Genomic DNA, 26,447 nt, shown 5'->3' with positions numbered 1-26,447 from the left:
CACCGCCGTGCGGGGCCGACAGCAGGCCCCCCTCGCGCGCGATGGCGAACGCCCGGTCGAAGTCCCGGGCCATGCCCCGCCGTTCGTCGTTCGAGCGAAGGACTGGGCGCGCGCCTGGAGTTCACGCCTGCGGACGGCGACGTACCACCGCCCGGGGCACTGCCGGTGCCGGTCCTGTCGCCGACCCGTACGGCGCTGGGGACGTGGGCACGGCTGCTGTCCGGCAGCACCGGGCTGGCGGTGCCCGCACCGGCCGCCTGGGTCCGGGGCGACCATCCCGCGTCCCCGCCACGTCCCGAACGGCCGGTCGCGGACGCGGAGTCGGTCGTGCGGACCTTTCGGCGGACGGCGTCCCGGCAGGCCGTGGCGCTGGCCGTGGCCTTCTCGGAGGTGCCGCTCACCCTGCCGGTGATGCAGCTCGTCCAGCGGGCCATGCAGCCCCGGTCCGGTCCGGCCGTACTGGCCGAAGTGCTGCTGAGCGGGCTGCTGGAGCGCGGTACGGAGGACGGGTGGTACGAGTTCCGGCCGGATGTGCGGAAGGTGCTGCGCCGGCTGTTGCCGTCCGGGGACGCCTCGCTCGTGCTCAGGGTCTGCGGTGAGTACATCGACCGGCACTTGGGGCGCCGGGCGCGCAGTTTCGCGGCGCTGGCACAGGCGGAGGGCGGGGGAACGGTCGCCGCGCCGGAGCGGGACGACGACGCGGATGTCGCGCCGGGGGCGTTCGCCGACATCTCGGCGCCGGTGGCGGGCCGGGTGCCGCGCGGGCCGGGGGAGGTCTTCGACGTCATGTACGTCGAGGAGGACGAGGCCTGGGCGACCTGGGTGGCCCATCTGCTCACGTCGCGCGGGCAGTTCGTGGTGAAGCGGCCGATGCGGGTGGACTCGCGGGAGCTGGCGCGGCTGGTGGGGGAGCGGCTGTCGGCGCATCGCCGCCATGGCGGACGTGTCGTCCTCATCGTCGGCAGCTGGTACTCCGCCTTCCGCCTCGGCAACCCGCTTCGGGCGATCGCCGACCTGAAGGACGACCGGCTCGTCGCGGTCACCGTGACCCGCAGGGAGGGCTTCTCCTGGCAGCGGGAGGTGGGTTCCTGCACGGGCGTGTGGGACACCACCGGGACGGTGGCCACGGAACGGCTGCTCACCGGTCTCGGCCTCGGCTCCGTGACTTCCTTGGACGGCAGCCGGGGTCCGCGCTTCCCGGGGCCCACGCTGCGGCTGCGGAGCGGGGTACCCCGTACGAGCGCCGGATTCGTGGCGCCGCAGGGCGCGCTGGCGCGGGTCCGGAGAAACCTGTCGCAGGGGCGGCACTCCGCGATGTGTGTCCTCACGGGGCCGCAGCGGTCCGGCAAGACCGACCTCGCCGCCATGTTCGCGCAGCACTACGGGGCCACATACGACATCGTCTGGTGGGTCGGCGGGGACAACGCCGAGGAACGCAAGGAGCGGCTGGCCAGGCTGGGCGTCGAGTTCGGGCTGCCGGCGGGCGGGGAGATCGGGGCCCGCCTCAGGGAGCTGTACCGGGTGCTGGCGGGCACGGCCCTCGACTGGCTGATCGTCCTGGACGGCTGGGGGGACTCGGAGGACCCGGGGAGTCCGGGGGGCTCGGGGGAGCCGTTCCCCTTCCCCGTCGGCGGGCATGTGCTGGTCACCTCCCGGGACGAGAGCTGGCCGCGCGGGGTGGACACGGTGCGGCTGGAGCCGGGGCAGCGCCGGGAGTCCGAGAGCGTCAGCCGTGCCGTGGCCGCTGTCCGGGTCGGCGGTGACACGGTCGGCACCGGCTTCTTCGTCGCGCCGGGCTTCCTCGTCACCTGCGCGAGCGTGGTGGAGCGGGTGCCCAAGGGCGACCGGACCCGGATCACCGTCCACACGACGGACGGACTGGGCCACCGGGCGTGGCTGGTGCGCACGACAGGGGAGTTGGCCCTGCTGGAACTGCCCGACGGCACCGACCGCTACGGCTGTCTGTGGCTCACGGACACCCCGGACGTACGACCCGACGGCGTGACCCTGCTCGACGCCACGCGGGCGACCTTCGGCACGGTCGTCCGGTCCTGCTCCGCGCGTGCCGAAGGGCAGCCCGGGCAGCGCACGATGACACTGGTCGGCGCCCCCTTCTCGGAGCTGAGAGCGGGCGCCCCGGTACGGAGCCGACGGGACGGCTCGGTCGTCGGCGTCGCCCTGGCCACCTCGCCGGAGGACACCGGGCCGGGCCGCGCCGTACGTATCGAGGCGCTGCGAGAGCTGTGCGAACAGGTGCGGGAGAAGGGATTCGACCTGTGGCATCGCATCGTCCGAGCGCATGACCGGCAGCACGCCCAACAGGGTTCCGGGAAGCCGGAACTCTACGGTCTGCTCGCCGAGTTGGAACCGCCGGCCGGACCGGAGACGGTGCTCGGCCTGCTCGCGTCCGCCGAGGTGCCGGCGCCGGACCATGCCCCCCGGAGCTGGCGCGACGGCGCGGGACATCTGTACGCGGTCGGAGCCGCCGGATCCGTCGTCGTCTACGTGGCGCAGGTCTTCGCCCAGTTGGAGAAAGAGCGCCGGACCCGAGGGTTGGCGGGCCTGCTTCCCTGGGTCGAGAAGGGGTCCGAGAAGGGGCTGACCGAGGAACAGTCGCGGGCGGTTCGCCAGGCACTCGCACAGGTGGACCGGCAGTCCACCGACAGCAGTGAGTGCCGTATCACGGTCAAGATCTGGCCCACCGACATCGACCGGAACGACCTCTACACCTGGAGCCTGTCGGCGACCCAGACGGACCGGCTGCGCCAGGCGGCACCGCCCAAGGCACCCTTCAGCCCGGACGAACCGGTGACCCAGCTGCGCGACCAGCTGAAGGCCGCGCTGGAGTGGGCCGACACCAGAAAACGCCGGGCGATGGTGGCGTACGAGCTGCCGGAGGGCCTGCTGTGGCAGCTCGACGTGATGAACTGGGCGCCGGGCGCGGCTCTGCGTACGGAGTGCAATGTTTTCGTCCGAGGGATCGGGCGCCCGTCTCCGCATGCCACCGAACAGCAGCGGGCGGACCGTTGGGACGCTGTGTGCCGTGGCCCGCTGTGCGGCCTGCGGCCACCCGGCGACTTCACGCCCGAGGGCGTGCGGCGGCACCTGCGCAACGCCCCCGCCAACGCCGTACCCCTCTCCTGCCGCCACGCCACCGAGGACGACCCCGGCACCGCCGTACTCGACGCGGCCCGCGCTCTCGGCTACCCCCTGATCCTCTGGAGCCGCGAGGCCGACCACAAGAACTGCGCCGAGTTCTACAACCGCGTGGAGCGGGAGCTGCTGCGCAGGTCGGGCAGTGTGCGGGAACTCCTCGTCCGGGTGCGGGGGTTGTGGGTCAGGAACGAGATGCGGGAGAAGAACACCGAATGGGTGAGGCAGCTGGGCGTGTACTACGACCCGCCCGAGAACACCTGACGAACGCGAAGGGCCCGGCACCGAATCCCGGTGCCGGGCCCTACCGCTGTGCCGCCCGAGGCCTACGCCTCGAACACCTCACGCACCAGCTGCTCCTGCTCCGCCTGGTGACGCTTCGCCGAACCCACCGCCGGGGACGAGCCCGCCGGGCGCGAGATGCGCCGCAGGCGCTCGCCGTGCGGGATGTCCGCGCCGACCGCGAGGTCCAGGTGGTCGATCAGGTTGAGAGCGATGAAGGGCCACGCGCCCTGGTTCGCCGGCTCCTCCTGCGCCCACAGGTACTTCTCGGCGTTGGGGTACTTGGCGATCTCCGCCTGGAGTTCCGCACCCGGGAGCGGGTACAGGCGCTCGATGCGGATGATCGCCGTGTCCGTGATGCCGCGCTTCTTCCGCTCGGCCTCAAGGTCGTAGTACAGCTTGCCGGCGCAGAAGACGACCCTGCGGACGTCGGCCGGGTTCGCGGACTCGTCGCCGATGACCGGGCGGAAGGCGCCCGTCGTGAACTCCTCCGTCTTCGAGGCCGCCGCCTTGAGGCGCAGCATCGACTTCGGGGTGAAGACCACCAGCGGCTTGTGGTGCGGGTTGTGCACCTGCCACCGCAGCAGGTGGAAGTAGTTCGACGGGAGCGTCGGCTGGGCGACCGTCATGTTGTTCTGGGCACACAGCTGGAGGAACCGCTCGATGCGGGCCGAAGAGTGGTCCGGACCCTGGCCCTCGTAGCCGTGGGGGAGGAGCAGGGTGACGCCGGACGTCTGGCCCCACTTCTGCTCCGCCGCCGAGATGTACTCGTCGATGACCGTCTGCGCGCCGTTGACGAAGTCGCCGAACTGCGCCTCCCACATGACGAGCGCGTCGGGGCGGGCCAGCGAGTAGCCGTACTCGAAGCCCATGACCGCGTACTCGGAGAGCAGCGAGTCGTAGACGTTCAGGCGGGCCTGCTCGTCCGACAGGTACTGGAGCGGGGTGAAGTCCTCGCCGGTGACCCGGTCGATGAGGACCGCGTGGCGCTGGCCGAAGGTGCCGCGTCGGGAGTCCTGGCCCGAGAGGCGCACCGGGGTGCCCTCCAGGAGCAGGGAGCCGATCGCGAGCGTCTCGCCCATGCCCCAGTCGATCGTGTCGTCCTCGATCATCGACGCCCGGCGCTGCAGCTGCGGGAGCAGCCGCGGGTGGACGGTGACGTGGTCGGGAATGTTGACCTGGGACTCGGCGATGCGCTTGACGACCTCCTGGGAGACCGCGGTCTGCACGGCCACCGGGAACTCGGCCCGCGGGTCGCCGGCCAGGGCCTCGGCCGGGGAGGAGATGGCCTCGCGGACCTCCGTGAAGACCTTCTCCAGCTGGCCCTGGAAGTCCTGGAGGGCTTGTTCGGCTTCCTCAAGGGTGATGTCGCCCCGGCCGATCAGCGACTCGGTGTAGAGCTTGCGCACCGAGCGCTTCTTGTCGATCAGGTCGTACATCAGGGGCTGCGTGAACGCCGGGTTGTCGGACTCGTTGTGTCCGCGGCGGCGGTAGCAGATGAGGTCGATGACGACGTCCTTGTTGAACGCCTGGCGGAACTCGAAGGCCAGGCGAGCGACGCGGACGACGGCCTCGGGGTCGTCGCCGTTCACGTGGAAGATCGGTGCCTCGATCATCCTCGCCACGTCCGTCGCGTACATCGACGAGCGCGAGGACTCCGGCGCCGCCGTGAAGCCGACCTGGTTGTTGATGACGATGTGGACCGTGCCGCCGGTGCGGTAGCCGCGCAGCTGCGACATGTTGAGCGTCTCGGCCACCACGCCCTGGCCCGCGAAGGCCGCGTCACCGTGCAGGGCGACCGGCAGGACCGTGAAGTCCGTGCCGCCCTTGTTGATGATGTCCTGCTTGGCGCGGGCGATGCCCTCGATGACCGGGTCGACCGTCTCCAGGTGGGACGGGTTGGCGGCCAGCGAGACGTTGATCTGCTCGCCGTCCAGGCCGGTGAACACGCCCTGGGCGCCCAGGTGGTACTTCACGTCGCCGGAGCCGTGCATCGACTTCGGGTCGAGGTTGCCCTCGAACTCCCGGAAGATCTGGGCGTACGACTTGCCGACGATGTTCGCCAACACATTCAGCCGGCCGCGGTGGGCCATGCCGATGACGACCTCGTCCAGGCGCGACTCGGCCGCGCTGTCGATGACCGCGTCCAGCAGCGGGATGACGGACTCGCCGCCCTCCAGGCTGAAGCGCTTCTGGCCGACGTACTTCGTCTGCAGGAAGGTCTCGAAGGCCTCCGCCGCGTTGAGGCGGCGCAGGATCCGCAGCTGCTCCTCGCGCTCCGGCTTGGAGTGCGCGCGCTCGATGCGGTCCTGGATCCACTTGCGCTGCTTCGGGTCCTGGATGTGCATGAACTCGACGCCGGTGGTGCGGCAGTACGAGTCGCGCAGCACGCCGAGGATGTCGCGCAGCTTCATCAGGGACTTGCCCGCGAAACCGCCGACCGCGAACTCGCGCTCCAGGTCCCAGAGGGTGAGCCCGTGCTCGGTGATGTCCAGGTCGGGGTGCTTGCGCTGGTGGTACTCCAGCGGGTCGGTGTCGGCCATGACGTGGCCGCGGACCCGGTAGGAGTGGATCAGCTCGAAGACGCGGGCGGCCTTCGTGACGTCGTCGTCGTGCGAGGCGTCGATGTCCTTGAGCCAGCGGACCGGCTCGTAGGGGATGCGCAGCGCCTCGAAGATGTCGTCGTAGAACCCGGTCTCGCCGAGGAGGAGGTTCGCGACGATCCGGAGGAACTCGCCCGACGCTGCGCCCTGGATGACCCGGTGGTCGTAGGTCGACGTGAGCGTCATGACCTTCGAGATGCCGAGCTTGTTGAGGGTGTCCTGGCTCGTGCCCTGGAACTCGGCCGGGTAGTCCATGGAACCGACGCCCATGATGACCGACTGACCGGGCATCAGACGCGGCACCGAGTGGACGGTGCCGAGGCCACCGGGGTTGGTCAACGACACGGTCACGCCGGTGAAGTCGTCCATCGTCAGCTTGCCGTCACGGGCGCGGCGGACGATGTCCTCGTAGGCCTGCCAGAACTCGAAGAAGTTCAGCGTCTCGGCCTTCTTGATGCCGGCGACGACGAGCTGGCGGTCGCCGTTGGGCTTCACCAGGTCGATGGCCAGGCCGAAGTTGACGTGCGCCGGCTTCACCAGGGTCGGCTTGCCGTCCTTCTCCGCGAAGGAGTAGTTCATCGACGGCATGGCCTTGATGGCCTGCACCATCGCGTACCCGATGAGGTGGGTGAAGGAGATCTTCCCGCCCCGGGCACGCTTCAGGTGGTTGTTGATGACGATGCGGTTGTCGAAGAGCAGCTTCACCGGGACCGCGCGCACGGACGTGGCCGTGGGCACCTCGATCGAGGCGTTCATGTTCTTCGCCACGGCGGCGGAGGGGCCGCGCAGCGTCACGAACTCGGGGCCGTCGGCCACCTCGGTCGCGGGAGCGGCCTTCGGCTTGGCCACGGCGGCGGGCGCGGGAGCCGCTGCGGGCTTCGCGACCGGGGCAGCGGCAACGGGTGCCGGGGCGGCAGCGGCGGGCCTGGGAGCGGCCGCCGGGGCCGGCGCCGGGACGGCCGGGGTCACGGGAGCCGCGGGGGCGGCCGGAGCCGCTGGAGCGGTCGTGGTGGTACCTGCGGCCCCCGTGGCCGCAGCACCCGCCGTAGCCGTCGGAGCGGCAGCCGCTCCGGGCTTGTAGTCGGCGAAGAAGTCCCACCAGGCTCGGTCTACGGAGTTCGGATCCTGGAGGTACTGCTGATAGATCTCGTCGACGAGCCACTCGTTGGGTCCGAACGCAGCCGCAGGGTTACCTGCTCCTTCGTCGGTCGAGATGCTCGATGAGTTACTGGGGGACTGTGGCGACACGGCGGCAACCGCCCTCTTCCGCTTCACAAGGTGGCTTCACAAGGTGATGGACAGCGGGAATTAAGGCTACGCCCCCGTGGCCGAAAGGTCAGTCCGGGCCCGTTCATCGTCGTGTAAGTCACATTGAGAATCGGGTTTCGGGGGGTGAAATGGCGGGAAACAAGCGGGGTTCCGGTCCGAAAGGGACACAAGGGGGATGCCCAGATTGTCGACCGGGCGCACCAAATGCGCGGGCCTGTGACCAATCACACGTGTCCACGCGCGTCCGTCAGCGCGGACATCAGGTGGATCTTGCGGCTCCGCTTCGAACTTTACGTCAACTTGGTACGGACGGCTCTCCCGGAAGGGTGACCAAAATCCGGCATCCTCGCTCGGATTCGGCCACACCGATCCGGCCGCCGTGCAGATCCACGGCCCAGCGGGCGATCGCGAGCCCGAGGCCCGTACCGCCGTCGCTGCCCGGGCCGTGCGGTGAGCTGACGCCGCCGCGGTTGAACCGCTCGAAGACCCGGTGCCACTCGGAGCGCGGGATGCCGGGACCCTCGTCCAGGATCTCCAGCTCCAGAGACTCGGTCAGCTCCCCGCGCCGCGCCTTCACCGTGACCCGGCCGTGCGCGGGGCTGTGCTTGACCGCGTTGTCGATCAGGTTGGCGACGACCTGGTGGAGGCGCTCCGGGTCGGCGTGCGCGACCAGCTCGGGCGGGTTGACGTCGAGGTGCAGATGGACGTCCGTACGGGTGTGACCGCCGGAGCCCGACGCGATGCCCGCGCGCGTGGAGGCGACCATGTTGGCCTCCTTGAGCACGCCCGAGAGATACGGCCAGACCTCGAAGCGGCGCGTGCGCAGCGGTACGACGCCGTTGTCGAGCCGGGAGAGGTCCAGCAGGGTCTCCACCAGCCGGCCGAGGCGCTCGGTCTGCTTGAGCGCCGTACGCATGGTCTCGGGGTCGGCGGCGGAGACGCCGTCCACGACGTTCTCCAGCACGGCGCGCAGCCCCGCGATGGGGGTGCGCAGCTCGTGCGAGACGTTCGCCACCAGCTCCTTGCGCTGGCGGTCCTGGGCCTCCAGCTCGTCCGCCATGACGTTGATCGTCTGGGCCAGGTCGCCCAGCTCGTCCCAGCGGTTCTCGCGGACGCGGCGCGTGTAGTCGCCGTGCGAGATGGAGCGGGCCACCGCGTTCATGTCGTCCAGCGGCGCGGTGAGGGAATGGGCCACGAACTGCGTAATCAGCAGTGTGGCGATCATCGAGAAGACCGTGATGAAGCGGATCTCCGTCTTGGTCTGCACCGCGATCATGGACAGGCCGGTGGTGATCAGCACCGAGACGACGACCAGAGCACCCAGCTTGGTCTTGATCGAGAACGGACGTGCGCCGCCCCAGGGCTCACCGGGGCTCCTCCGTGCGGCCGGCCGCCCCCGGTTCATGGCGTCGGTGTCTCCAGTGCGTAGCCGACCCCGTGCACCGTACGGATCCGCTCGGCGCCGATCTTCCGGCGCAGCGCCTTGATGTGGCTGTCGACGGTCCGGGTGCCGGAGGCGTCCGCCCAGTCCCACACCTCGGCGAGCAGCTGCTCGCGCGAGAGCACGGCCCGCGGGGTGTTCGCCAGGCAGACGAGCAGGTCGAACTCGGTGGGAGTGAGATGCACGTCCTCACTCCGCACCCGCACGCGCCGCTGCGCGTGGTCGATCTCCAGCTCGCCGAGCCGCAGGATGCCGGAGCGCGGCGTCGACGCGGCGATGGCGGCCCGCTCGACCCGGCGCAGCAGCACGTGCACGCGTGCGGCCAGCTCCCGCATGGAGAAGGGCTTCGTCATGTAGTCGTCGGCGCCGACCCCGAGCCCGACCAGCATGTCGGTCTCGTCGTCGCGCGCGGTGAGCATCAGGACGGGCACGGCCCGCTGGGCCTGTACCCGCCTGCAAACTTCCAGCCCGTCGAACCCGGGCAGCATGATGTCGAGGATCAGCAGATCGGGCTGCCAGGCCTCGGCGGTGTCGACGGCGGCCGGCCCGTCGCCCGCGGTCTGCACGAGAAATCCCTCTGCGCGCAGACGGGCCGCGATGGCGTCGACGATCGTCGGATCGTCCTCGACCACGAGAACCCGGCGCTGGGCTCCGGGAGTCGCCGTCGCGCCGTTCTGGGAGGTGTGTGTCTGCTCCATCGCCCGCCCCTGAAGTGTGCTTTCCGGAATCAGTGGGGTGATTCCTTGGCTGCGCTTGTCCGCGCATGACTGCTATTGACGCCCCCTGATCGGATCAGTGATCGGCGTCAGGGGAGCAGAGTACGGGCAGTCACCGCGTGAGGGCTATCCAGGTCTTACGGCGAGGTGTACAACGTCGGGGACTCCCCGGGCAACTGGTACCTCTTCGGTACGCACCCGCTGGAACCCGGCATTGCGTAGAGTTCCCTCGAATTCCGGAGAGGGCTGCGCGGACCACACCGCGAGCACCCCGCCCGGCCTCAACACCCTTGCGCAGCTTGCCAGTCCGGCCTGCGAGTACAGGCTCTGGTTGTCCTCCGTGACGGTCCAGTCGGGCCCGTTGTCGATGTCGAGACACAGCGCGTCAAATGTGGCGCAGGTCTCATTGACGTATCTGACGAGATCGGCTGCGACGATCTCGGTGCGGGGGTCGGTGAAAGCGCGGGCCGAGATTGCCGCCAGCGGCCCGTCCCGGTGCCATTCGACGATCGCGGCCTCCCGTTCGACGACGGTGATACGGCCCCAGCGGGGTTCGTCGGCGGCATGCGCGAGGGAGAAACCGACACCGAGGCCGCCGATGAGGACGTGAGGCGCGGGGGTTCCGGGGTCGAGGGCGTCGAGAGCCACGTCCATGAGGAGGCGCTCGGACCGGCCGTCGGAAGTGTCCATCAGGAAGCACCCGTTGGCGATGATCTGCAGTAACTCCCCGTGCCGCCGCAGCACGACTTCGCCGTACGGGCCGTCACGGCGGTCCAGGACCTCGGGGGCGGTGTAGGAGGTGGTCAAGCGGGTCATGGGGGCATCTTGGCAGGGGCGGTGGAGTGAACTCCAGGTGATATACGGCGCCCATGGGATGTGCGAGGCGTGTCGGTAGTCTCTCCGGAACAGCCCCCGAGCGACCTGCGAGCGACCAGTGGTCCGAGACCTGTACAACGTCCGGTTGCAGCCCGTGGAAGGCGGTTCCACACCGCTGACCGACGAGGAGGAACACCGCGCGCGGGCGGTGCTGTTCAGCGAGTTGGGCAACCGGATCGCCGACCGGGGCTGGGTCCGCTTCCCCGCGTACTCGCCGGAGGAACGCCGTCGCCTGGTCGACGTCGCGCACCGCCTCAGCGCTCACTGGGGGCAGCAGGTGTTCGTCGAGGCGGAGGACCAGTGCGCCCTGAGGCTCTACCTCGCCGGGCACGGGGCGCGGACGGCGACGCCGCCGCTGCCGCGCGCGTAGGAGTCTTTGAGGCGCTTATCGGCTTGCTGTGAATCGGCCGGTGCGTGGCGCGGGTCACAGACAGGGGCGTGCGTCGGGGCGAAGGCTGGGGCGAAACGGAAGGAGCGCCTCACCGTGGAACGGGTCGATACGAAGGGTGACATGACGCCGGATTCGCCGGCGCCCTCGGACGTGCCCGTCGCGGAGGGCGTACGGCTGCTGGACGCCATGCCGAGACAGCGGGGACCGGCGGAGACCATGTCCGCGCGGCCCATGGCTGCTCCGGCCAGGCGGGCCTTCCGCCCCTGGCATCTCCTCCCCACCCCCACCGGAACCCCGTTCACCTTCGCCTTCGCCGCGGTTCTCCTTGTCACGTCATTCGTCGCCGAGCACGCCGACCCGGCCCTCGTGCACGTCCTCCATCAGGGCTCCAGCACGGATGTCGCCCACCTCGTGCGGATGCCGGTGTTCGTGCTGGTCACCAGCGCGCTGTGGGTCGTGGGCGGCGTGACGTCGGCGTACGCCGTTGTCTTCCTGCTGGTCCTCACTGCGCTGGAGCGGCGGATCGGCGGGCTGCGTACCGCCGGGGTGTTCGCCCTCGGGCATGTGCTGGCCACCCTCGCGACCGAGGTCCCTGTGGGGCTCGGCGTGCTGGTGGGGTGGCTGCCGGAGACCTCGCTGCACCGGCTCGACTACGGGATCAGCTTCGGGGTCGCGGCGAGCGTGGGCGCTCTGGCGGGGCTGCTGCGGCCCTGGCTGGGGTGGCCGGTGCTGGTGGTGTTCGGCGGGATGCTCGTGCAGGACCTCGTCGCGTACACGGATCCGATGACCAACTGGGGGCATGTGATGGCGCTGGCCATCGGGGTCGCCACCTGGCCCTGGATGCGGCGATGGCGGGCCGGGCGGAGCGTCGACTTCGGGAAATCACGGAAAGTCACCGTCTGATTACCTGAATTCGGATAGCCTGCCCGCAAGTGGGAGACCGACGCGTTCGCGGTCCCAGGGGATGTCGGTGCTTGCGGAGAGGGCCGGTGTGGGGGAGAGGCTGCGCCTCGCGGATGTCGAGCGGGTGCCTACGGAACGGCTCGTCGAGCTGATCGCCGAGAGTTTCGACAACCTCGTGACCGTGGCCGTCGCGGAAGCCGTCCACGGGCGGTTCCTCCCGCCCCGCACCGGCCGACTGCTGCGCAAGGCGGAATGGCGGCTGGACTGGCAGGACGCCCTGCTGTGCGCCGGCGGAGAACTCCAGGTCGCCACCGAGCGGATGCGCTACACCGGCGACCCCCGCCTGGAGGTCACCGAGCACCGGCTGGGCCGGGTCCGCCAGCGCGCCCACGAGGCCGCCATCCTGGTCAAGAAGCTGCGGCGCAACGACTTCCACAACAGCCGTGAGCGCAAGAACGGCACGAACTCCCAGGTCACGGCTCAGGCCTGGTTGCGGCACGTGTTCCCGGACGAGTACACCGACCTCGTCCAGCGGGAGCGCGCCCGGCGGCACCTCAGTGATGCGGCGGAGCCGCCCGCGTTCAGTGACGTGCACGACGAGATCGCGTACGCCGTCGCCCACGGCCGGATCTCCGCGCCGCGCTCCCCGCGGGTCGACGCACTGCTCGCCGCCAGTGACACCACCGTGCGGCTGGCCGCCGCCGAGGACGCCAAGGAGCAGGACGAACGCGACATGGCGCTGCGTCATCCGCTGATGCTGAAACGGTGGGAGAACGCCCTGCGTGAGCTGGGCGCGACGGTCGCGGAACGGGCCCGCACGGAGACACCGCACGCGCTGGGCGCCCTCCCCGACGACGTCTACACCCTTCCCGAGGCGGAAGCGGTCGCGGTGCTCAACGCCCGGCGTTTCCTCGCGGCCGTCCAACAGCGGCGCATCGAGTACAAGCGGTACATCCGGCAGCTCACCCAGGCCCTGCATGAACGGGAACTCGAAAGCCCGTACGCGCTGGCGGTGTCCGAGGCCAGGACGGAGGCAGACCGACTCCTCGTCGAAGCGCATCCGTCCGAGTACGCCTTCATCCGCGCCGAGCTGCGCCCGTACGAGGAACACGTCGGCCACCTGCCCCTGTCCCTCGTCAGTAGCCCGCAGCGTGCCGAGATCAAGCGCCGTGTCCTGGCCGCCCTGTCGGACGGCACGTGGATGTGCCCGGCGCCGTGAGCTTCGCGTTCGTCAGCGGCGCCTCCACCCGCCAGCCCAGTGCCTCGTACAGCGCCCGTCCGTCCGGTGTTCCGGCCAGTACGCCTCTCTCCGCGCCCTGGGCGACGGCCTCCCGCGCGAGCGTCCGCATGACGAAGGAGCCGAGGCCACGGCGGCGGTGTGCGGGGGAGGTCTCCACCTGGTCGACGACCGCCGTTCTGCCCGTCGGGGCGATCTGGCCGCGGGCCGCCCAGGAGCCGTCGGGTGCCGCGAGCATCACGCGGGTCACGCCGCCGCGCGTCCAGACGCGTACGCGGTAGCCCTCGGGGACGGGGGGTGCCTCCGTGGGCGTCAGGGCGACCGACATCAGGTAGCCCGGCTCGGGGTCGGTCCGCCAGCCCTCGCCGAGCCAGCCGCCGACCGTCGCCGGGTCGTCGAACACCTTGAGAGCCACGCCCGTCCCGGTCACCGCGTCGGCCACCTTGCGGACGGTCCGTTCCTCGACGGCGTCGTTCACCGCGTCGAGGACGTGCCGGGTGACGTGCTCGGCCGTGCCGACGTCGATCGTGTATCCCCAGGGCTCGACCAGTGGCGGCGACGCCCCGCGCGAGACGACCCAGCCGTCCACCCAGGTCCGCACGATTCCGTCCACGTCTGCTCCCTGTGTAATAGTTGATATGCGATTGTGAGCGTTACTTGGCTGACTTTAGGCGAGTGATCGGCCGTGGTGGCAGAGGTGATCGCTCACGGCGAACACGCCCCGGGGAACAATCGATCGCTCCCAAGCATTGAGTCGGCATAGCTCAACTTGACTGCCGAAGGGGAGATCATGGCTTCGACGTCCACACCGCTCACTCTGCCTGTGCTGCCGCTCGACGACGAGGTCGTGCTGCCCGGAATGGTGGTTCCGCTCGATCTGAACGACGCCGATGTGCGGGCCGCCGTGGAGGCCGCGCAGGCCGCCGCGCGCACCGAGCCCGGGAAGCCTCGGGTGCTGCTCGTGCCGCGGATCGACGGGGCGTACCCGAGTACCGGTGTCATCGGCACTGTGGAGCAGGTCGGCCGGCTGGCCGACGGGGATCCGGGTGCCCTCATCCGGGCCCGGGGGCGCGTGCGGATCGGCGCCGGGACCACCGGGCCGGGAGCCGCGCTGTGGGTCGAGGGGACTCGGGTCGACGAGACCGTTCCCGACCCGCTGCCCGGTCATGTCACCGAACTTGTCAAGGAATACAAGGCACTTGCCACCTCCTGGCTGCGCAAGCGCGCCGCCTGGCAGGTCGTCGACCGGGTGCAGGCCATCGACGACGTCTCCGCCCTTGCCGACAACTCCGGTTACTCGCCCTTCCTCAGCACCGACCAGAAGATCGAACTCCTGGAGACCGCCGACCCGGTGGCCCGGCTGAAGCTCGCCACCCAGCAGTTGCGCGACCACCTCGCCGAGCAGGACGTCGCCGAGACCATCGCGAAGGACGTCCAGGAGGGCGTCGACAAGCAGCAGCGGGAGTTCCTGCTGCGCAAGCAGCTGGAAGCCGTACGCAAGGAACTGCGGGAGATCAACGGCGAGCAGGACGGCGAGGAGTCCGACGACTACCGGGCCCGCGTCGAGGCCGCCGATCTGCCGGAGAACGTGCGCGAGGCCGCGCTCAAGGAGGTCGACAAGCTGGAGCGGTCCTCCGAGCAGTCGCCCGAGGGCGGCTGGATCCGGACCTGGCTCGACACCGTGCTCGAACTGCCGTGGAACGAGCGGACCGAGGACTCGTACGACATCCAGGGCGCCCAGGCCGTGCTCGACGCCGAGCACGCGGGGCTGGAAGACGTGAAGGAGCGCATCACCGAGTACCTCGCCGTGCGCAAGCGGCGGGCCCAGCGTGGGCTCGGGGTTGTCGGCGGGCGTCGTGGCGGCGCTGTGCTGGCCCTCGTCGGCCCGCCCGGTGTCGGCAAGACCAGCCTCGGGGAGTCCGTCGCGCACGCCATGGGGCGGAAGTTCGTCCGGGTGGCACTGGGTGGGGTCAGGGACGAGGCCGAGATCCGTGGGCATCGGCGTACGTACGTCGGCGCGCTGCCCGGGCGGATCGTGCGGGCCATCAAGGAGGCCGGGTCGATGAACCCCGTCGTTCTCCTCGACGAGATCGACAAGGTCGGCTCCGACTTCCGGGGCGACCCCGCCGCGGCCCTGCTCGAAGTCCTCGACCCGGCGCAGAACCACACTTTCCGCGACCACTACCTCGAAGTCGAACTCGATCTGAGTGACGTGGTGTTCCTTGCCACGGCCAACGTGCTCGAAGCCATTCCGGAGGCGCTGCTCGACCGGATGGAGCTGGTCCGGCTGGACGGCTACACGGAGGATGAGAAGGTCGTCATCGCCCGGGACCACCTGCTGCCCCGGCAGTTGGAGCGGGCCGGACTGGAGGGCACCGAAGTCGCCCTCGACGAGAGCGCGTTGCGCAAGCTCGCCGGCGAGTACACCCGGGAGGCCGGGGTCCGGAACCTGGAGCGGTCCATCGCGCGGCTGCTGCGCAAGGTCGCCGCACAGCACGAACTCGGGGAACGGAAGCTGCCGTTCACCGTCACCGAAGGTGATCTGCGGTCGCTCATCGGGCGTCCCCATCACGTGCCCGAGTCCGCCCAGGACCCGGCCGAGCGGCGTACGGCCGTACCCGGTGTCGCCACCGGGCTCGCTGTCACCGGCGCCGGGGGCGATGTCCTCTACGTCGAGGCCTCGCTCGCCGATCCGGAGACGGGGGCTGCGGGGCTCACGCTCACCGGGCAGCTGGGTGACGTGATGAAGGAGTCCGCGCAGATCGCGCTCTCCTTCCTGCGCTCGCACGGAGCCGAACTGGAACTGCCCGTGGGCGACCTGAAGGACCGGGGCGTGCACATCCACTTCCCGGCGGGTGCTGTGCCCAAGGACGGTCCGAGCGCGGGCGTCACCATGACGACCGCCCTCGCCTCGCTGCTCAGCGGACGGCTCGTCCGAACGGACGTCGCCATGACCGGCGAGGTCTCGCTGACCGGCCGGGTGCTGCCCATCGGCGGTGTGAAGCAGAAGCTGCTCGCCGCGCACCGGGCAGGCGTCACCACCGTGATCATCCCGAAGCGCAACGAGGCCGACCTGGACGACGTCCCGGCCGAGGTCCTGGAGAAGCTCGACGTCCACGCCGTCACGGACGTCCGCCAGGTCCTCGAACTGGCGCTCACCCCGGCGGAGAACCCGGCGGAGGTGAGGGTTCCGGCAGCGGCGTGACGGACGCTGCCGGTCGGTGAAGGCCCGGGTCCCGCAAGGGGTCCGGGCCTTCCCGTACGCCGGACAGGGGCCTGGGTGACGTCGGCGGTCCTGGCCTGCGAAATACTTGCCGAATACTGTCCGAGCTGCGGCAATGGCCGCGTTCGACGGACACCTTCAGAGCGGCGAGACCGGATCAGGAGTGCTGACGTGCACGAGGACGTGAACGGCGAGGGGAACCTCGGCGGACAGCGAGTCGAGTCCACGACGCCCGGACCCGGGGTCGAGCGGGAATTCCTCGCCCTGGAACGTGAGTTGACCGTGTTCCTGCGGCGCGCCCGGGCCAACTCCGGGGAGATGGCCCGCGAGGTCCATCCCGAGCTGGAGCCGTCGGCGTACGGCCTGCTGGTGCGGCTGGACGAGTGCGGGCGCCAGCGGGCCACCGAACTCGCGGCCTACATCGGCGTCGGCAAGGCCACCATGTCCCGCCAGCTGCGCGCCATGGAGGAGCTGGGCCTCATCGCTCGCGAACCGGACCCCGCCGACGGCCGCGCCTGGCTGGTCCACCTCACCGACGAGGGCAGCGTCCGCTTCCGCGCCGTACGGGAGGCGCGACGCGCGCGGTATGTGCGGGAGATGGCCGCCTGGGACCGCACCGAGGTGGCCGAACTGGCCCGGCTGCTGCATCAGCTGAACCTCGGCATGGAGAGGTAGGGCCCCTCCTCGATCACCTGGTTCACGGCTCCACGTACACCACCGTCGCGTCGTCGTGCGTCTTGCTGCGGCGCAGGCGCGGCCGGCCCGCGTCCGCGTCCGCCCGCTCCAGTTCCCGTACGCGGTTCAGCAGCGCCTGCGGGCCCTCCTTGCGTACGGCGGTGAAGCAGGCCGTCCAGTCGCCCTCGGCGAACTTCTCCACCCAGCGGGTCGCGCCGTCCGTCAGGGCTGCCAGGGCGCGCACCTCCGCGCGCGGGAGGGTGCCCGACACCGCGCGGGACGCCACCGCCGGATCGGCCGCCGCCGTGAAGAAGCCGCCCTCCTTGTTGCGTACCGTCGCGTCGGCGATCGCGTCCGTGGCCAGGGACGCACGGGGGACACGGGACAGCCGGTCGTCCAGGTGAGCGGTGACCGAGCCGTCCGGGGACTCGGTCAGCAGGGCCGAGTCGGACAGCACCAGATGCTCCACGACGTCCAGGGACCAGCGGGCCAGGACCACGGTCGCCTGGGGCGTACGGGGGTGAGAAAGGTCACAGGTTTGCGCATGGGCCGCGGCGGTACGAGAGATGGCCGCCGCCAGCACGTCCTGGAGGGGCATATCCCGCCGCGAAACCGACAGTTCGGTCAGTGCGCCGCCGAGCCGGGCCGTGTACCAGGGGACGGAATGCAGACAGCCCGTGCCGGACCTGGGGGGAGTCACCCCGTCCAGGAGCACGAGCGAACCGCCCTGCCCGGAGGCGGGAAGTCCGATCGCGGCGAAGTCCTCATTGGGGCGGGCCGGATCACCGGGCTCCGTGGCGAGTTCAGTGCGCATCCGGCCAGTCTGCACGAGGCCTTCACAACGTTCTCAAAAGGCTGGCAACAGTTGCCGAAACACCGGGTAGCCCCTGGTCAGACGCCTGGTTTGGGCGGGAATGATCTACTCCGTGAAGACGTGGTGGCGGATAATGTCAAAGCCCGCCGCCCACGTCCAACCGGCCCGCCGGGCACGGTGGGAGCACAGGCCAGAGGAACTTGCCGCCAACTCCCCGCCGATGTTGACTCCTTGATGTTCACTCCTTTGAGTGGCGGGTCAGGTGACGCGCGCTCCCTGCCCACCGGCATGGGAGGGTCGGGAGCCGGACCGTGCCGGAGAACCGGAACCGTACCGGGTGAGCGGCAGGCCAGAACCATCCGGGCGGCCATCCAGTTGACGGATCGTCATTCGGGTCCGGACGCATCGTCACCCGGGCCCATGGGCACACGAGTCAGGAATGCGAGCGACGGTGCAGAAGACGCGGCCTCGGCGCACAGGCAGGCAGACAGCTCCCGCAGGGGGCGCTACCGGTGACGCCCCGACCGATCCCGCGGGCCGGGGACGCCCCGCCCACGTCCGAAACCGGCTCATCGTGGCCGTCGCCGTCGTGGCCGCCGCGATCGCCGGGGCAGGCTCCCCGTCCCTCATCGCAGCCTCCTCCCAGCTCCACGACTCCCAGGACCTGGTGACCCTCGCGGCACAGACCCAGGACGCGCTGACCCTCGCCCACTCGCTCGCCGACGAACGCGACGAGGTCACCGTCTACATCGCGGCCGGCCGCGCCAAGGCGAAGGCTCCCTCCGAGCAGCGCGGCGCCCGCGTCGACCGCCAGGTCGGCGATCTGCGCGCGAACCCCGACACCCCGGCCGCGCTGCGCGAGGACCTGGACGAGATCGCGACGCTGCGCCGGGAGGCGCTCACCGGCAAGAGCACCGCCCTCCAGGCCCACGAGACGTACTCCGCCGCCATCGCCGGGCTGCACCGCCTCGCCGACCAGCTCGCCGAGAACCAGCCGCCCCGCGCGGGCGCCGGCGCGTACGCCCTCGCCGAACTCGACTCCGCCGTCCAGCAGGCCGCCGCCGCCCGGGGCCTCCTCCTCGCCGCGCTGAGCGTGCCGACCTCCACCGAGAACGTGTACGACCCGGTCACCGGGCTGTCCTCCCGAGAGACCGTCACCTCACCGGCGAACACCAAGGCGCGGAACGCGCTCACCACCGCCGCCCAGCAGGCCCGCCTGCGCTCGGACGCGGCGATCCTCGACTTCCGCGAGACGGCCCCCGAGACCGCCGTCGGCAGCTACGACTCCACGGTCACCGGACCCGAGGTCGACACCGCCGACAAGTACCTCGCCTCGCTCACCGACCAGCCCACGCTGTCCACGCGCGAACTCGCCACCGGCCTCAGCGGCGTGGACTCGGCCCTCTCCGCCCGCGTCGAGCTGATGCGCGGGGTCGAGGCCTCCCTCTACGAGCGCCGCACCAAGGCGCTCATCAAGCTCCGGGACGACGACGTCACCGAGCTGGAGATCCGGATCGCCGCCCTCGGCGCCCTCCTCCTGATCTCCGTGGGTATCGCGACCGCCATGGCCCGCACCCTCACCCGCCCGCTCTCCGTGCTGCGCCGGGGTACCGCCCGGCTCGCCGAGGCCGCCGACCCGCTCGCCGAGGAACCGGTCAAGTTCACCGGCCGCAACGACGAGTTCGCCCAGGTCGTCCGGTCCGTCAACACCCTGCACGCCCGCGCCCTCGCCGTCCACGAGCGCATCGCCACCCTGGAGTCCGACCGCAAGCACCTGGTCGGCCAGCGCCAGAAGATGGCCGACGCCCGCGAGGAGCTGCGCACCGAACTCGCCGACGCGGCAACCCAGTTGGCCCGCACCCGGCAGAACATCCACGGCACCTTCGTGAACCTCGCGCTGCGCACCCTGGGCCTGGTCGAGCGCCAACTCGCCGTCATCGAGGGCCTGGAGGAGCGCGAGCAGGACCCGGACCGGCTCGCCACCCTCTTCAAGCTCGACCACTTCGCCACCGTCATGCGTCGCCACAGCGAGAACCTCCTGGTCCTCGCCGGCGCCGAACACGGCCACCAGCACGCGGGTCCCGTCCCGCTCGTCGACGTCGTGCGCGCCGCCGTGAGCGAGATCGAGCGGTACGAGCGTGTGCGCATCTCCGCGCTGCCGCCCCACGTGCATCTCGCCGGGTTCGTCGCCGACGACGTCAGCCATCTGCTGGCCGAACTCCTGGAGAACGCCACCTCGTTCACCCCGCCGGAGCTGCCGGTGGAGATCTCGGGCTGGCTCCTGGAGAGCGGCGACATCATGCTCTCCGTCCAGGACGAGGGCATCGGCATGACCGCCGACCGCCTCGTCCGCCTCAACTCCCGCCTGGCCGACTTCGATCCGGACGCCCCGTACGAGTCCGGCGACGAGGGCGACGAGGACGGTGACGGCATCGGGCTCGGGCTGTACGTCGTGGCGCGGCTCGCCCACCGGCACGGTGTGCGCGTGCAGTTGCGGGAGCAGAAGCAGGGCGGGATCGCGGCGGTCGTCGTCCTGCCGAAGGCCCTGCTGGCCCAGGATCCCGCGGCCGTATCACCCTCGGCCAACTCGACGCTCGGTGGCGGCACGCTGACCTTCCCGGGCGCCGACGCCGAGGTCAACTCCAATGTGCTGCAAGGGCGTTCGGAGGCCGAGGACCCGGAGGAGGTCCAGGCCGACGAAGCGGGCGAGGAGCCCGTCGGCGACCCGCTCACGGCCGACGCACCGGATCCGATGATCGCCCTGGCGGAGCGCGCCGTACGAAACGCGGAGGCCGACGCCGAGGCGGACGCGGAAACGGACCAGGACCAGGACCAGGACCAGGACCAGGACACGGACGAGGACATGGATGCGGCCCCGCTCGCCGCGGCCGAGCCGTCAGCTCCGGAACCCGACCCCGCTCCCGTCCCCGACACCGTTACCGCTTCCGTCCCCGAGGACCTCCCCGCCTCCGAGATCACCATGGAACTGCTCGTGCCGGAACCCCCGGCCGAGGACACCCCCGAGCCGACCGTCCCCACGGCTCCCGACACCGGCAGTACCGCTCCGGACCCCTACGCCATCGGCCCCGACGCGCATGAACGCGTCGAGGACGAGCCGCTCACCGACAAGGGCCTGCCCAAGCGGACCCCGAAGATCACCGCGCCCGCCGCGCCGCCGAGACCACGGATCGGATCCGTCGACGCCGACGCCCTGCGCCGCAGGCTCGGCGGGTTCCACCGGGGTGCCCGCGACGGACGCCGTGACGTGGAGGCGGAGATCGCGGAGCAGACGGAACAACCGGCACGTACGGCACAGCCCGCACACGCCGAAGAATCCACGGGGGGAACAGTCGAGGAGGCAAGCAGTTGACCGCGCCCAGTACCTTCGGCCTGAGTAGTGAAGCCCGCAACCTGCACTGGCTGCTGACCAATCTCGTCGAGGAGGTGCCGGGACTGACGTCGGTCGCGGTGGTCTCCTCGGACGGGCTGCTCCTGCTCTCGTCCGACCCAGACAGGAACGCGGAACGTCGGCCCGACCAGCCGACCGGCCCCAAGGGCTCCGCCGCCGACCTCGCCACCATCGTCTCCGGCATCGGCAGCCTCACCATCGGCGCCGCCAAGCTGATGGACTACGGCGGCGTCAAGCAGACCATGGTCGCGATGGAGGACGGCAGCCTCTTCGTGATGTCGATCAGCGACGGCTCGCTGCTCGGTGTGCACGGCTCCCCGGACTGCGACATGAGCGTGGTGGCGTACCATATGGCGCTCTTCGTGGGCCGCGCCGGCCATGTCCTGACCCCCGAACTCCGCAGTGAGCTAAGGGAGTCGATCGAACGCGGGGCCCCGGACAAGGAGCCCACGGCGGTCCGTCCGATGGCCGTCAGAACCGTGCCGGACCGTTCGGCGGAGGTCGCCAAGTGAGCGGCACCGCTGACGCGCCCAGGCTTCCCGTCCGTGGCGGCGACCGCAAACCGGCCCGGGTACGCCCGTACTCGCTGACCGGTGGCCGGACCCGCTTCGGACACGTCCTCCTCGTCGAGACCTTCGTCGCCGCGATCGAAGCGCCCGAGGAGCGCAAGGAGTTGGAGAATGGTTCCCTCAGCACCCGGGTCATGCCGGAGATGAGGGCCATCGTCGAACTGTGCCGCCGGATGCGTACGGTGGCCGAGATCGCCGCGCTGCTGACGATGCCGCTGGGCGTGGTCCGTGTGCTCCTCAGCGATCTCGCGGACCAGGGAAAGATCCGTGTGTACGGAACCGGTCACGGGCCGGGGCAGCCGGACCGCGCGCTGCTGGAAAGGGTGCTGAGTGGACTCCGTCGTCTCTGACGTCGCCCGTGGCGTCTCCCCGCTTCTCCAAGTCCGGCCCGGTGAGCAAGTCCGCCCCGGCGAGGAGGAGTTGCGGCCCTGGCAGGAGGACCGCACCCGGGCGCCGATCGCCACGAAGATCGTGATCGCGGGCGGCTTCGGCGTCGGCAAGACCACGATGGTCGGCACCATCTCGGAGATCGAGCCCCTCCAGACGGAGGCGCTGATGACCGAGGCGAGCGAGGACACCGACGACCTCACCGCGACCCCGGACAAGCGGACGACGACCGTCGCCATGGACTACGGCCGCATCACGCTCGACGACGACCTGGTGCTCTACCTCTTCGGTACGCCGGGCCAGCAGCGGTTCTGGTTCATGTGGGACGACCTGGTGCGCGGCGCGATCGGCGCGGTCGTGCTGGCCGACACCCGGCGGCTGAAGGAGTGCTTCCCGGCACTCGACTACTTCGAGAGCTGCGGGCTGCCGTACGTCGTGGCCGTCAACCACTTCGACGGCAGCGCCGAGTTCGACCCGGAGGACGTGCGGGAGGCGCTCACCGTGCCGCCGCACATACCTGTCATGATCATGGATGCGCGGCGCCGCATCCCGGTGATCGAGACCCTGCTCGCCCTGGTGGGCCACGCGTTGGACGTCAGTCCCGAGTAACTGCGACAAGGGGAGAGACCAGACCGTATGCGGAAGATACTCGTCGTCGGAGCCGGTCAGGCCGGACTCCAGATAGCCCTCGGCCTCCAGTCGCACGGCTACGAGGTCACCCTGATGTCCAACCGGACCTCGGACGAGATCCGGTCCGGCCGGGTCATGTCGACGCAGTGCATGTTCCACACCGCCCTCCAGCACGAGCGCGATCTCCAGCTGAACTTCTGGGAGTCCCAGGCCCCGAAGATCGAAGGACTCGGCGTCTCGGTCGCCGCCCCCGGCTCGCACGACCCGGGCCCGACCCAGCGCGCGATCGACTGGATCGGCAAGCTCGACGGCTACGCCCAGTCCGTCGACCAGCGCGTGAAGATGGCCGGCTGGATGGAGACGTTCGCCCAGCGCGGCGGCCAACTCGTCATCCACGGCGCGGCGGTCGGCGACCTCGACTACTTCTCCCGTACGTACGACCTGGTCCTCGTCTCGGCGGGCAAGGGCGAGCTGGTGTCGATGTTCGCCCGCGACCCGGAGCGCTCCCCGTACCGCGAGCCGCAGCGCGCGCTGGCCGTCGCCTACGTCCACGGCCTCGGCCCGCGCCCGGAGCACCCCGAGTACGACGGCGTCCGCTGCAACCTGGTCCCGGGTGTCGGCGAGCTGTTCGTCATGCCGACGCTCACCACCTCGGGCCGCGCCGACATCCTGTTCTGGGAGGGCATACCCGGCGGCCCGCTCGACGTCTTCAACGGCGTCCGCGACCCCGCCGAACACCTCTCCCTGACCCTGGAACTCATGGAGCGGTTCACGCCGTGGGAGTACGCGCGGGCCACCAAGGCCGAACTCACCGACGCGGGCGGCACGTTGGCCGGCCGCTACGCCCCCACCGTCCGTAACCCGGTCGGCCGCCTCCCCGGCGGCGGCCTGGTCCTCGGCGTGGCCGACGTGGTCGTGGCGAACGACCCGATCACCGGCCAGGGCTCCAACTCGGCCTCGAAGTGCGCGGCTTCGTATCTCGCCTCGATCCTCGAACAGGGCGAGAAGGAGTTCGACGAGACCTGGATGCGGGCCACCTTCGACCGCTACTGGGACACCGCCCAGCACGTCACCAAGTGGACCAACGCGATGCTGTCCCCGCCGCCGGAGCACATCCTCAACCTCATCGGCGCGGCAGGGCAGTTGCCGCCGGTCGCCGACCGCTTCGCCAACGCGTTCAACGATCCGGCGGACTTCGAGAACTTCTTCTACGAGCCGGACAAGACGGCCGCCTACCTGGGTTCGGTCGCGGGAGCGATGACCGAGTCGTAGCCCTCGTCCGGGCCCGCCGTGGCGTCGGCGGGGAGCTTCGGCGGTGTGTAGCGCCGCAGGGGTTCCCCGTCCGGGTCTGGTCGTACGGCGCCCAGCACCGGGTTGGCCGAGAGCGGCGACACCTTGATCCTGGCCCCCGGTCGTGGCGCCTGTACGACCATGCCGTCCCCGAGATACAGAGCGACGTGCGTCGCCCCGGGGAAGTAGACGACCAGGTCACCGGGGCGCAGCTCGGCCAGCGGGATGTGCGGCAGCCGCGCCCACTGCTCCTGGCTGGTCCGGGGGATGGGCCGCCCCGCCTTCTCCCAGGCCTGCGAGGTCAGCCCCGAGCAGTCGAACGACGTCGGCCCCTCCGCGCCCCACTCGTACGGCTTCCCGAGCTGGGCCACCGCGTGCCGCAGGGCCTGCTCACCGTCCTGGGACGGCTTCCGTCCGGCGCTGAGGGCACCGGAGGTGACGAACTCCCGCTGCTCCTCGGTGACTTCGCCGCCGCGCTCCAACTCGGCCAGTTCGCCGAGCTGTTCGGTGGTGAGCGAGGCGAGGAGCTCCTCGACCTCCCTGAGCCGTTCCCGTACGGCGTCCCGGTCGCGCTTCTGCCGTTCGGCGAGGGTGAGTTGCTCGTCCAGGGCAGCACGTGCGGCCCGCGCCAGACCGCCGGTGCGCCGCTCGCCGCCGACCAGCCGGCCCACCGTCTCGGCCCGTTCCAGCGCCAACTGGCGGATCACATGGCCCTGTTCGAGGGCGTGCTGCGGATCGCGGGCCAGCAGCAGCTGCACGTACGGGGAGATGTCGGTGCTGTTCTGGTACTGCTGCCGGGCGAGCCGGCCGAGGGCACCGCGCCGTTCGTGCAGAGCGAGCCGGGCCCGCACGAGCTGCCGGTCGAGCCGCCGCACCTCGGCGCGCTGGCGCTTCAGGCGCTCGGCGGTGGCGTCGTAGGTGTGGGTGGCCTGCTCGGCCTCGCGGTACAGCTGCTGAAGGTCCGTCAGGAGGTCGGCGACGGAGGGGTCGTCGCCGGGGGCGGGCTCGGTGAGGGGCTCGGTCGGGGAGCCGATTGCCGGGTAAGGCTCGGCGGAGGGCTCGGTCGGGGGGTCGGTCGCCGGGTAGGGCTCGGCGGAGGAGTCCGTCGCCGGGGCGGGTTCGGAGGGGGACCCGTTGCCGGGGGCGGGCTCGACGGGGGAGTCGGTCGCTGACGGGCTCGGGGCCGGTACGGCCAGTGCTGGGACCGGTGCGAGGAGTGTGCCGGCTGCCATCGCCGCCGTACAGACCAGACGCAGAAGCCTTCCTGACACGTCATCACCTCCGGTGCGGGGCAGCCCTTCCGCTCCGCACCGCGAGCTTGTGACGCGGGCGCGAGGTCCGCGCGGCGAGCGTGCGCGGTTCGGCCCAACCTCGTCACCCGTCGGTGTCTTCCGGCTTGCCCTGCGGCGTGGCGCCTGGAACCGGTCCGGCGGCCGGTTTCGACCACGGCCAGCGCAGCTTGCCGTCGGCCGGCTTTCCCTCCGGGTCGTACTCGTACTTCCAGCCCGGGTGCAGACCCAGTTTTCCCGGCCGTCCCTTGGGCACGCGCCGGTAGACCAGCACGGTGGGCGGGCCGCCGGCCGTGTCCGGGACCGGGACCTTGTACGTCTTCGGGGGGTGGCCGGTCGGCCCGAGCAGGATGGGCAGCACACGGCCGTCCAGGGGGCCGCCCTCGAAGGCGGTGTCTTGGCTCTTCACGGGATCAGTTTCCGGTATCCGCGCCCAGGGCGTCGCGTACGACGGCGGCGGTCTGCGGGTCGCGGCCGGCCGTCACCGTCAGCACCGCCGTGAACTGTTCCACCAGCCAGTCGCGCAGTTCGTCCACCGGCGGTTCCTTGTCCTCGTCCAGCCAGATCAGCGAGGCCGCCTCGACCGCGGTGATCCACATCCGTACGGTCATCCGGAGCCGGGGGCCGGGGTCTGTCACCCCGAGATGGCTGAGGATGTGCTCCGCGGCGGTACGGCGGACCCGGTCCACTATGGCCGTCGTACGGGACGTCTCGACGACGCTGCCGCCCTGGAGGAGGGCGCTGAAGCCGGCGTCGTGCTCGTCGACGAAGGTGAGGTAGCGGTCGAGGGCGCGGGAGAGGCGGTCGGGGAGGGGGCCCTCCGGGGGTTCGTCGAAGCAGAGTTCGAGTTCCTCGGCGGCGGAACGGAGTGCGGCCTCGTACAGCTGCTGCTTGCCGCCGGGGAAGTAGCGGTACACGAGGGGGCGGGAGACTCCGGCTGCCTCTGCGACGTCGTCGAGGGAGACCTCTTCGGGGGTGCGGTGGGCGAAGAGGGTGAGGGCTGCTTCGAGGAGCTGGCTGCGCCGCTCCTCGACGTTCAGACGGCGGTAGGCGGGGGCGGCAGGGGGCATGTGTGCAGGGTAGTCGGGCGGGTGAGGGTGCGTCGTGGCTGGTCGCGCAGTTCCCCGCGCCTCTGAAAGACAAAGACCCGTCCGTCCCGATTCGTTTGGCTGCGGGCCCGGTGGGGGCTGGTCGCGCAGTTCCCCGCGCCCCTGAAAGACGAAGACCCGGCCCTGCGGGCCGAAAAGCACGGGGCGCAGCCCCTGCTTTTCAGGGGCGCGGGGAACTGCG

Annotated in this window: 20 protein-coding genes; 11 read left to right on the top strand and 9 right to left on the bottom strand. The window is 70.8% G+C overall.

Going from position 1 to position 26,447, the window contains the following annotated elements; genetic code table 11:
* Positions 1-165: 165 nt before the first annotated feature.
* A complete protein-coding gene (locus tag ACWCRB_RS38230) occupies positions 166-3,417 on the top strand; it encodes a VMAP-C domain-containing protein (RefSeq protein ID WP_451000449.1) in 3,252 nt (1,083 codons plus the stop codon).
* A 62-nt stretch (positions 3,418-3,479) separates the two neighbouring features.
* Here the strand turns inward: ACWCRB_RS38230 and ACWCRB_RS38225 are convergent, their stop codons facing one another.
* The 4 genes from ACWCRB_RS38225 to ACWCRB_RS38210 all read right to left on the bottom strand — a co-directional run bounded on the left by ACWCRB_RS38225 (position 3,480) and on the right by ACWCRB_RS38210 (position 10,280).
* Positions 3,480-7,286, bottom strand: a complete 3,807-nt coding sequence (locus ACWCRB_RS38225; RefSeq protein ID WP_451000448.1) for a multifunctional oxoglutarate decarboxylase/oxoglutarate dehydrogenase thiamine pyrophosphate-binding subunit/dihydrolipoyllysine-residue succinyltransferase subunit — start codon at positions 7,284-7,286, stop codon at positions 3,480-3,482.
* A 316-nt stretch (positions 7,287-7,602) separates the two neighbouring features.
* Positions 7,603-8,712 (bottom strand): ATP-binding protein, encoded by a 1,110-nt coding sequence (locus tag ACWCRB_RS38220; RefSeq protein ID WP_451000447.1) that lies wholly within the window; start codon positions 8,710-8,712, stop codon positions 7,603-7,605.
* On the bottom strand, positions 8,709-9,446 hold the full coding sequence (locus tag ACWCRB_RS38215) for a response regulator transcription factor (protein ID WP_006383578.1): 738 nt from the start codon (positions 9,444-9,446) through the stop codon (positions 8,709-8,711). Before ACWCRB_RS38215 ends, ACWCRB_RS38220 begins: the two co-directional genes overlap by 4 nt.
* Positions 9,447-9,590: 144 nt before the next feature.
* Positions 9,591-10,280, bottom strand: a complete 690-nt coding sequence (locus ACWCRB_RS38210) for a spermine/spermidine synthase domain-containing protein (protein ID WP_451000446.1) — start codon at positions 10,278-10,280, stop codon at positions 9,591-9,593.
* A 154-nt stretch (positions 10,281-10,434) separates the two neighbouring features.
* On the opposite strand from ACWCRB_RS38210, the gene ACWCRB_RS38205 reads away from it, so the two are divergent.
* The 3 genes from ACWCRB_RS38205 to ACWCRB_RS38195 all read left to right on the top strand — a co-directional run bounded on the left by ACWCRB_RS38205 (position 10,435) and on the right by ACWCRB_RS38195 (position 12,853).
* Positions 10,435-10,710: a hypothetical protein gene (locus ACWCRB_RS38205; RefSeq protein WP_451000450.1), complete on the top strand. Its 276-nt coding sequence runs from the start codon at positions 10,435-10,437 to the stop codon at positions 10,708-10,710.
* Between the two features lie 141 nt (positions 10,711-10,851).
* The gene (locus tag ACWCRB_RS38200; RefSeq protein WP_451000445.1) at positions 10,852-11,634 is read left to right on the top strand and encodes a rhomboid-like protein; all 783 of its coding nucleotides are present in this window, start codon (positions 10,852-10,854) and stop codon (positions 11,632-11,634) included.
* A gap of 67 nt (positions 11,635-11,701) precedes the next feature.
* Positions 11,702-12,853, top strand: coding sequence for a hypothetical protein (locus ACWCRB_RS38195; protein ID WP_451000444.1), 1,152 nt, complete (start codon positions 11,702-11,704; stop codon positions 12,851-12,853).
* Here ACWCRB_RS38195 and ACWCRB_RS38190 read toward each other — a convergent pair.
* The gene (locus tag ACWCRB_RS38190) at positions 12,795-13,484 is read right to left on the bottom strand and encodes a GNAT family N-acetyltransferase (RefSeq protein WP_451000443.1); all 690 of its coding nucleotides are present in this window, start codon (positions 13,482-13,484) and stop codon (positions 12,795-12,797) included. The genes ACWCRB_RS38195 and ACWCRB_RS38190 overlap by 59 nt on opposite strands.
* A gap of 177 nt (positions 13,485-13,661) precedes the next feature.
* Between ACWCRB_RS38190 and lon the strand changes: the two genes are divergently transcribed.
* Positions 13,662-16,076: an endopeptidase La gene (gene lon, locus ACWCRB_RS38185; RefSeq protein ID WP_451000442.1), complete on the top strand. Its 2,415-nt coding sequence runs from the start codon at positions 13,662-13,664 to the stop codon at positions 16,074-16,076.
* Positions 16,077-16,265: 189 nt separating this feature from the next.
* Positions 16,266-16,769 carry a MarR family winged helix-turn-helix transcriptional regulator gene (locus tag ACWCRB_RS38180; protein ID WP_451000441.1) on the top strand — a complete coding sequence of 168 codons (504 nt, stop codon included), beginning with the start codon at positions 16,266-16,268 and terminating at the stop codon, positions 16,767-16,769.
* 22 nt (positions 16,770-16,791) lie between these two features.
* Here the strand turns inward: ACWCRB_RS38180 and ACWCRB_RS38175 are convergent, their stop codons facing one another.
* Positions 16,792-17,583, bottom strand: a complete 792-nt coding sequence (locus tag ACWCRB_RS38175) for a hypothetical protein (protein WP_451000440.1) — start codon at positions 17,581-17,583, stop codon at positions 16,792-16,794.
* A 439-nt stretch (positions 17,584-18,022) separates the two neighbouring features.
* Here ACWCRB_RS38175 and ACWCRB_RS38170 point away from each other — a divergent pair, with 439 nt between their 5' ends.
* The 5 genes from ACWCRB_RS38170 to ACWCRB_RS38150 are packed head-to-tail and all read left to right on the top strand — an operon-like array spanning position 18,023 to position 23,850.
* A complete protein-coding gene (locus ACWCRB_RS38170) occupies positions 18,023-20,953 on the top strand; it encodes a nitrate- and nitrite sensing domain-containing protein (RefSeq protein WP_451000439.1) in 2,931 nt (976 codons plus the stop codon).
* Positions 20,950-21,504: a roadblock/LC7 domain-containing protein gene (locus tag ACWCRB_RS38165; protein ID WP_451000438.1), complete on the top strand. Its 555-nt coding sequence runs from the start codon at positions 20,950-20,952 to the stop codon at positions 21,502-21,504. Before ACWCRB_RS38170 ends, ACWCRB_RS38165 begins: the two co-directional genes overlap by 4 nt.
* The gene (locus tag ACWCRB_RS38160) at positions 21,501-21,911 is read left to right on the top strand and encodes a DUF742 domain-containing protein (RefSeq protein WP_235474888.1); all 411 of its coding nucleotides are present in this window, start codon (positions 21,501-21,503) and stop codon (positions 21,909-21,911) included. The genes ACWCRB_RS38165 and ACWCRB_RS38160 overlap by 4 nt, the downstream gene beginning before the upstream one ends.
* On the top strand, positions 21,892-22,557 hold the full coding sequence (locus tag ACWCRB_RS38155; protein WP_451000437.1) for a GTP-binding protein: 666 nt from the start codon (positions 21,892-21,894) through the stop codon (positions 22,555-22,557). Before ACWCRB_RS38160 ends, ACWCRB_RS38155 begins: the two co-directional genes overlap by 20 nt.
* A gap of 27 nt (positions 22,558-22,584) precedes the next feature.
* Positions 22,585-23,850: a styrene monooxygenase/indole monooxygenase family protein gene (locus tag ACWCRB_RS38150; RefSeq protein ID WP_451000436.1), complete on the top strand. Its 1,266-nt coding sequence runs from the start codon at positions 22,585-22,587 to the stop codon at positions 23,848-23,850.
* Here ACWCRB_RS38150 and ACWCRB_RS38145 read toward each other — a convergent pair.
* The 3 genes from ACWCRB_RS38145 to ACWCRB_RS38135 all read right to left on the bottom strand — a co-directional run bounded on the left by ACWCRB_RS38145 (position 23,811) and on the right by ACWCRB_RS38135 (position 26,227).
* Entirely contained in the window at positions 23,811-25,139 is a 1,329-nt protein-coding gene (locus tag ACWCRB_RS38145) for an NlpC/P60 family protein (RefSeq protein ID WP_451000435.1), read from the bottom strand. The genes ACWCRB_RS38150 and ACWCRB_RS38145 overlap by 40 nt on opposite strands.
* A 103-nt stretch (positions 25,140-25,242) precedes the next feature.
* Complete coding sequence (locus tag ACWCRB_RS38140) at positions 25,243-25,566, bottom strand: hypothetical protein (protein WP_451000434.1); 324 nt, start codon at positions 25,564-25,566, stop codon at positions 25,243-25,245.
* A 4-nt stretch (positions 25,567-25,570) separates the two neighbouring features.
* Complete coding sequence (locus tag ACWCRB_RS38135; RefSeq protein ID WP_451000433.1) at positions 25,571-26,227, bottom strand: TetR/AcrR family transcriptional regulator; 657 nt, start codon at positions 26,225-26,227, stop codon at positions 25,571-25,573.
* Between the last annotated feature and the right edge of the window lie 220 nt (positions 26,228-26,447).

This window comes from Streptomyces sp. NPDC002156, assembly GCF_053593675.1.
Note: the sequence above shows the minus strand (reverse complement) of the source record. Positions and strands in the feature narration are given on the sequence as shown.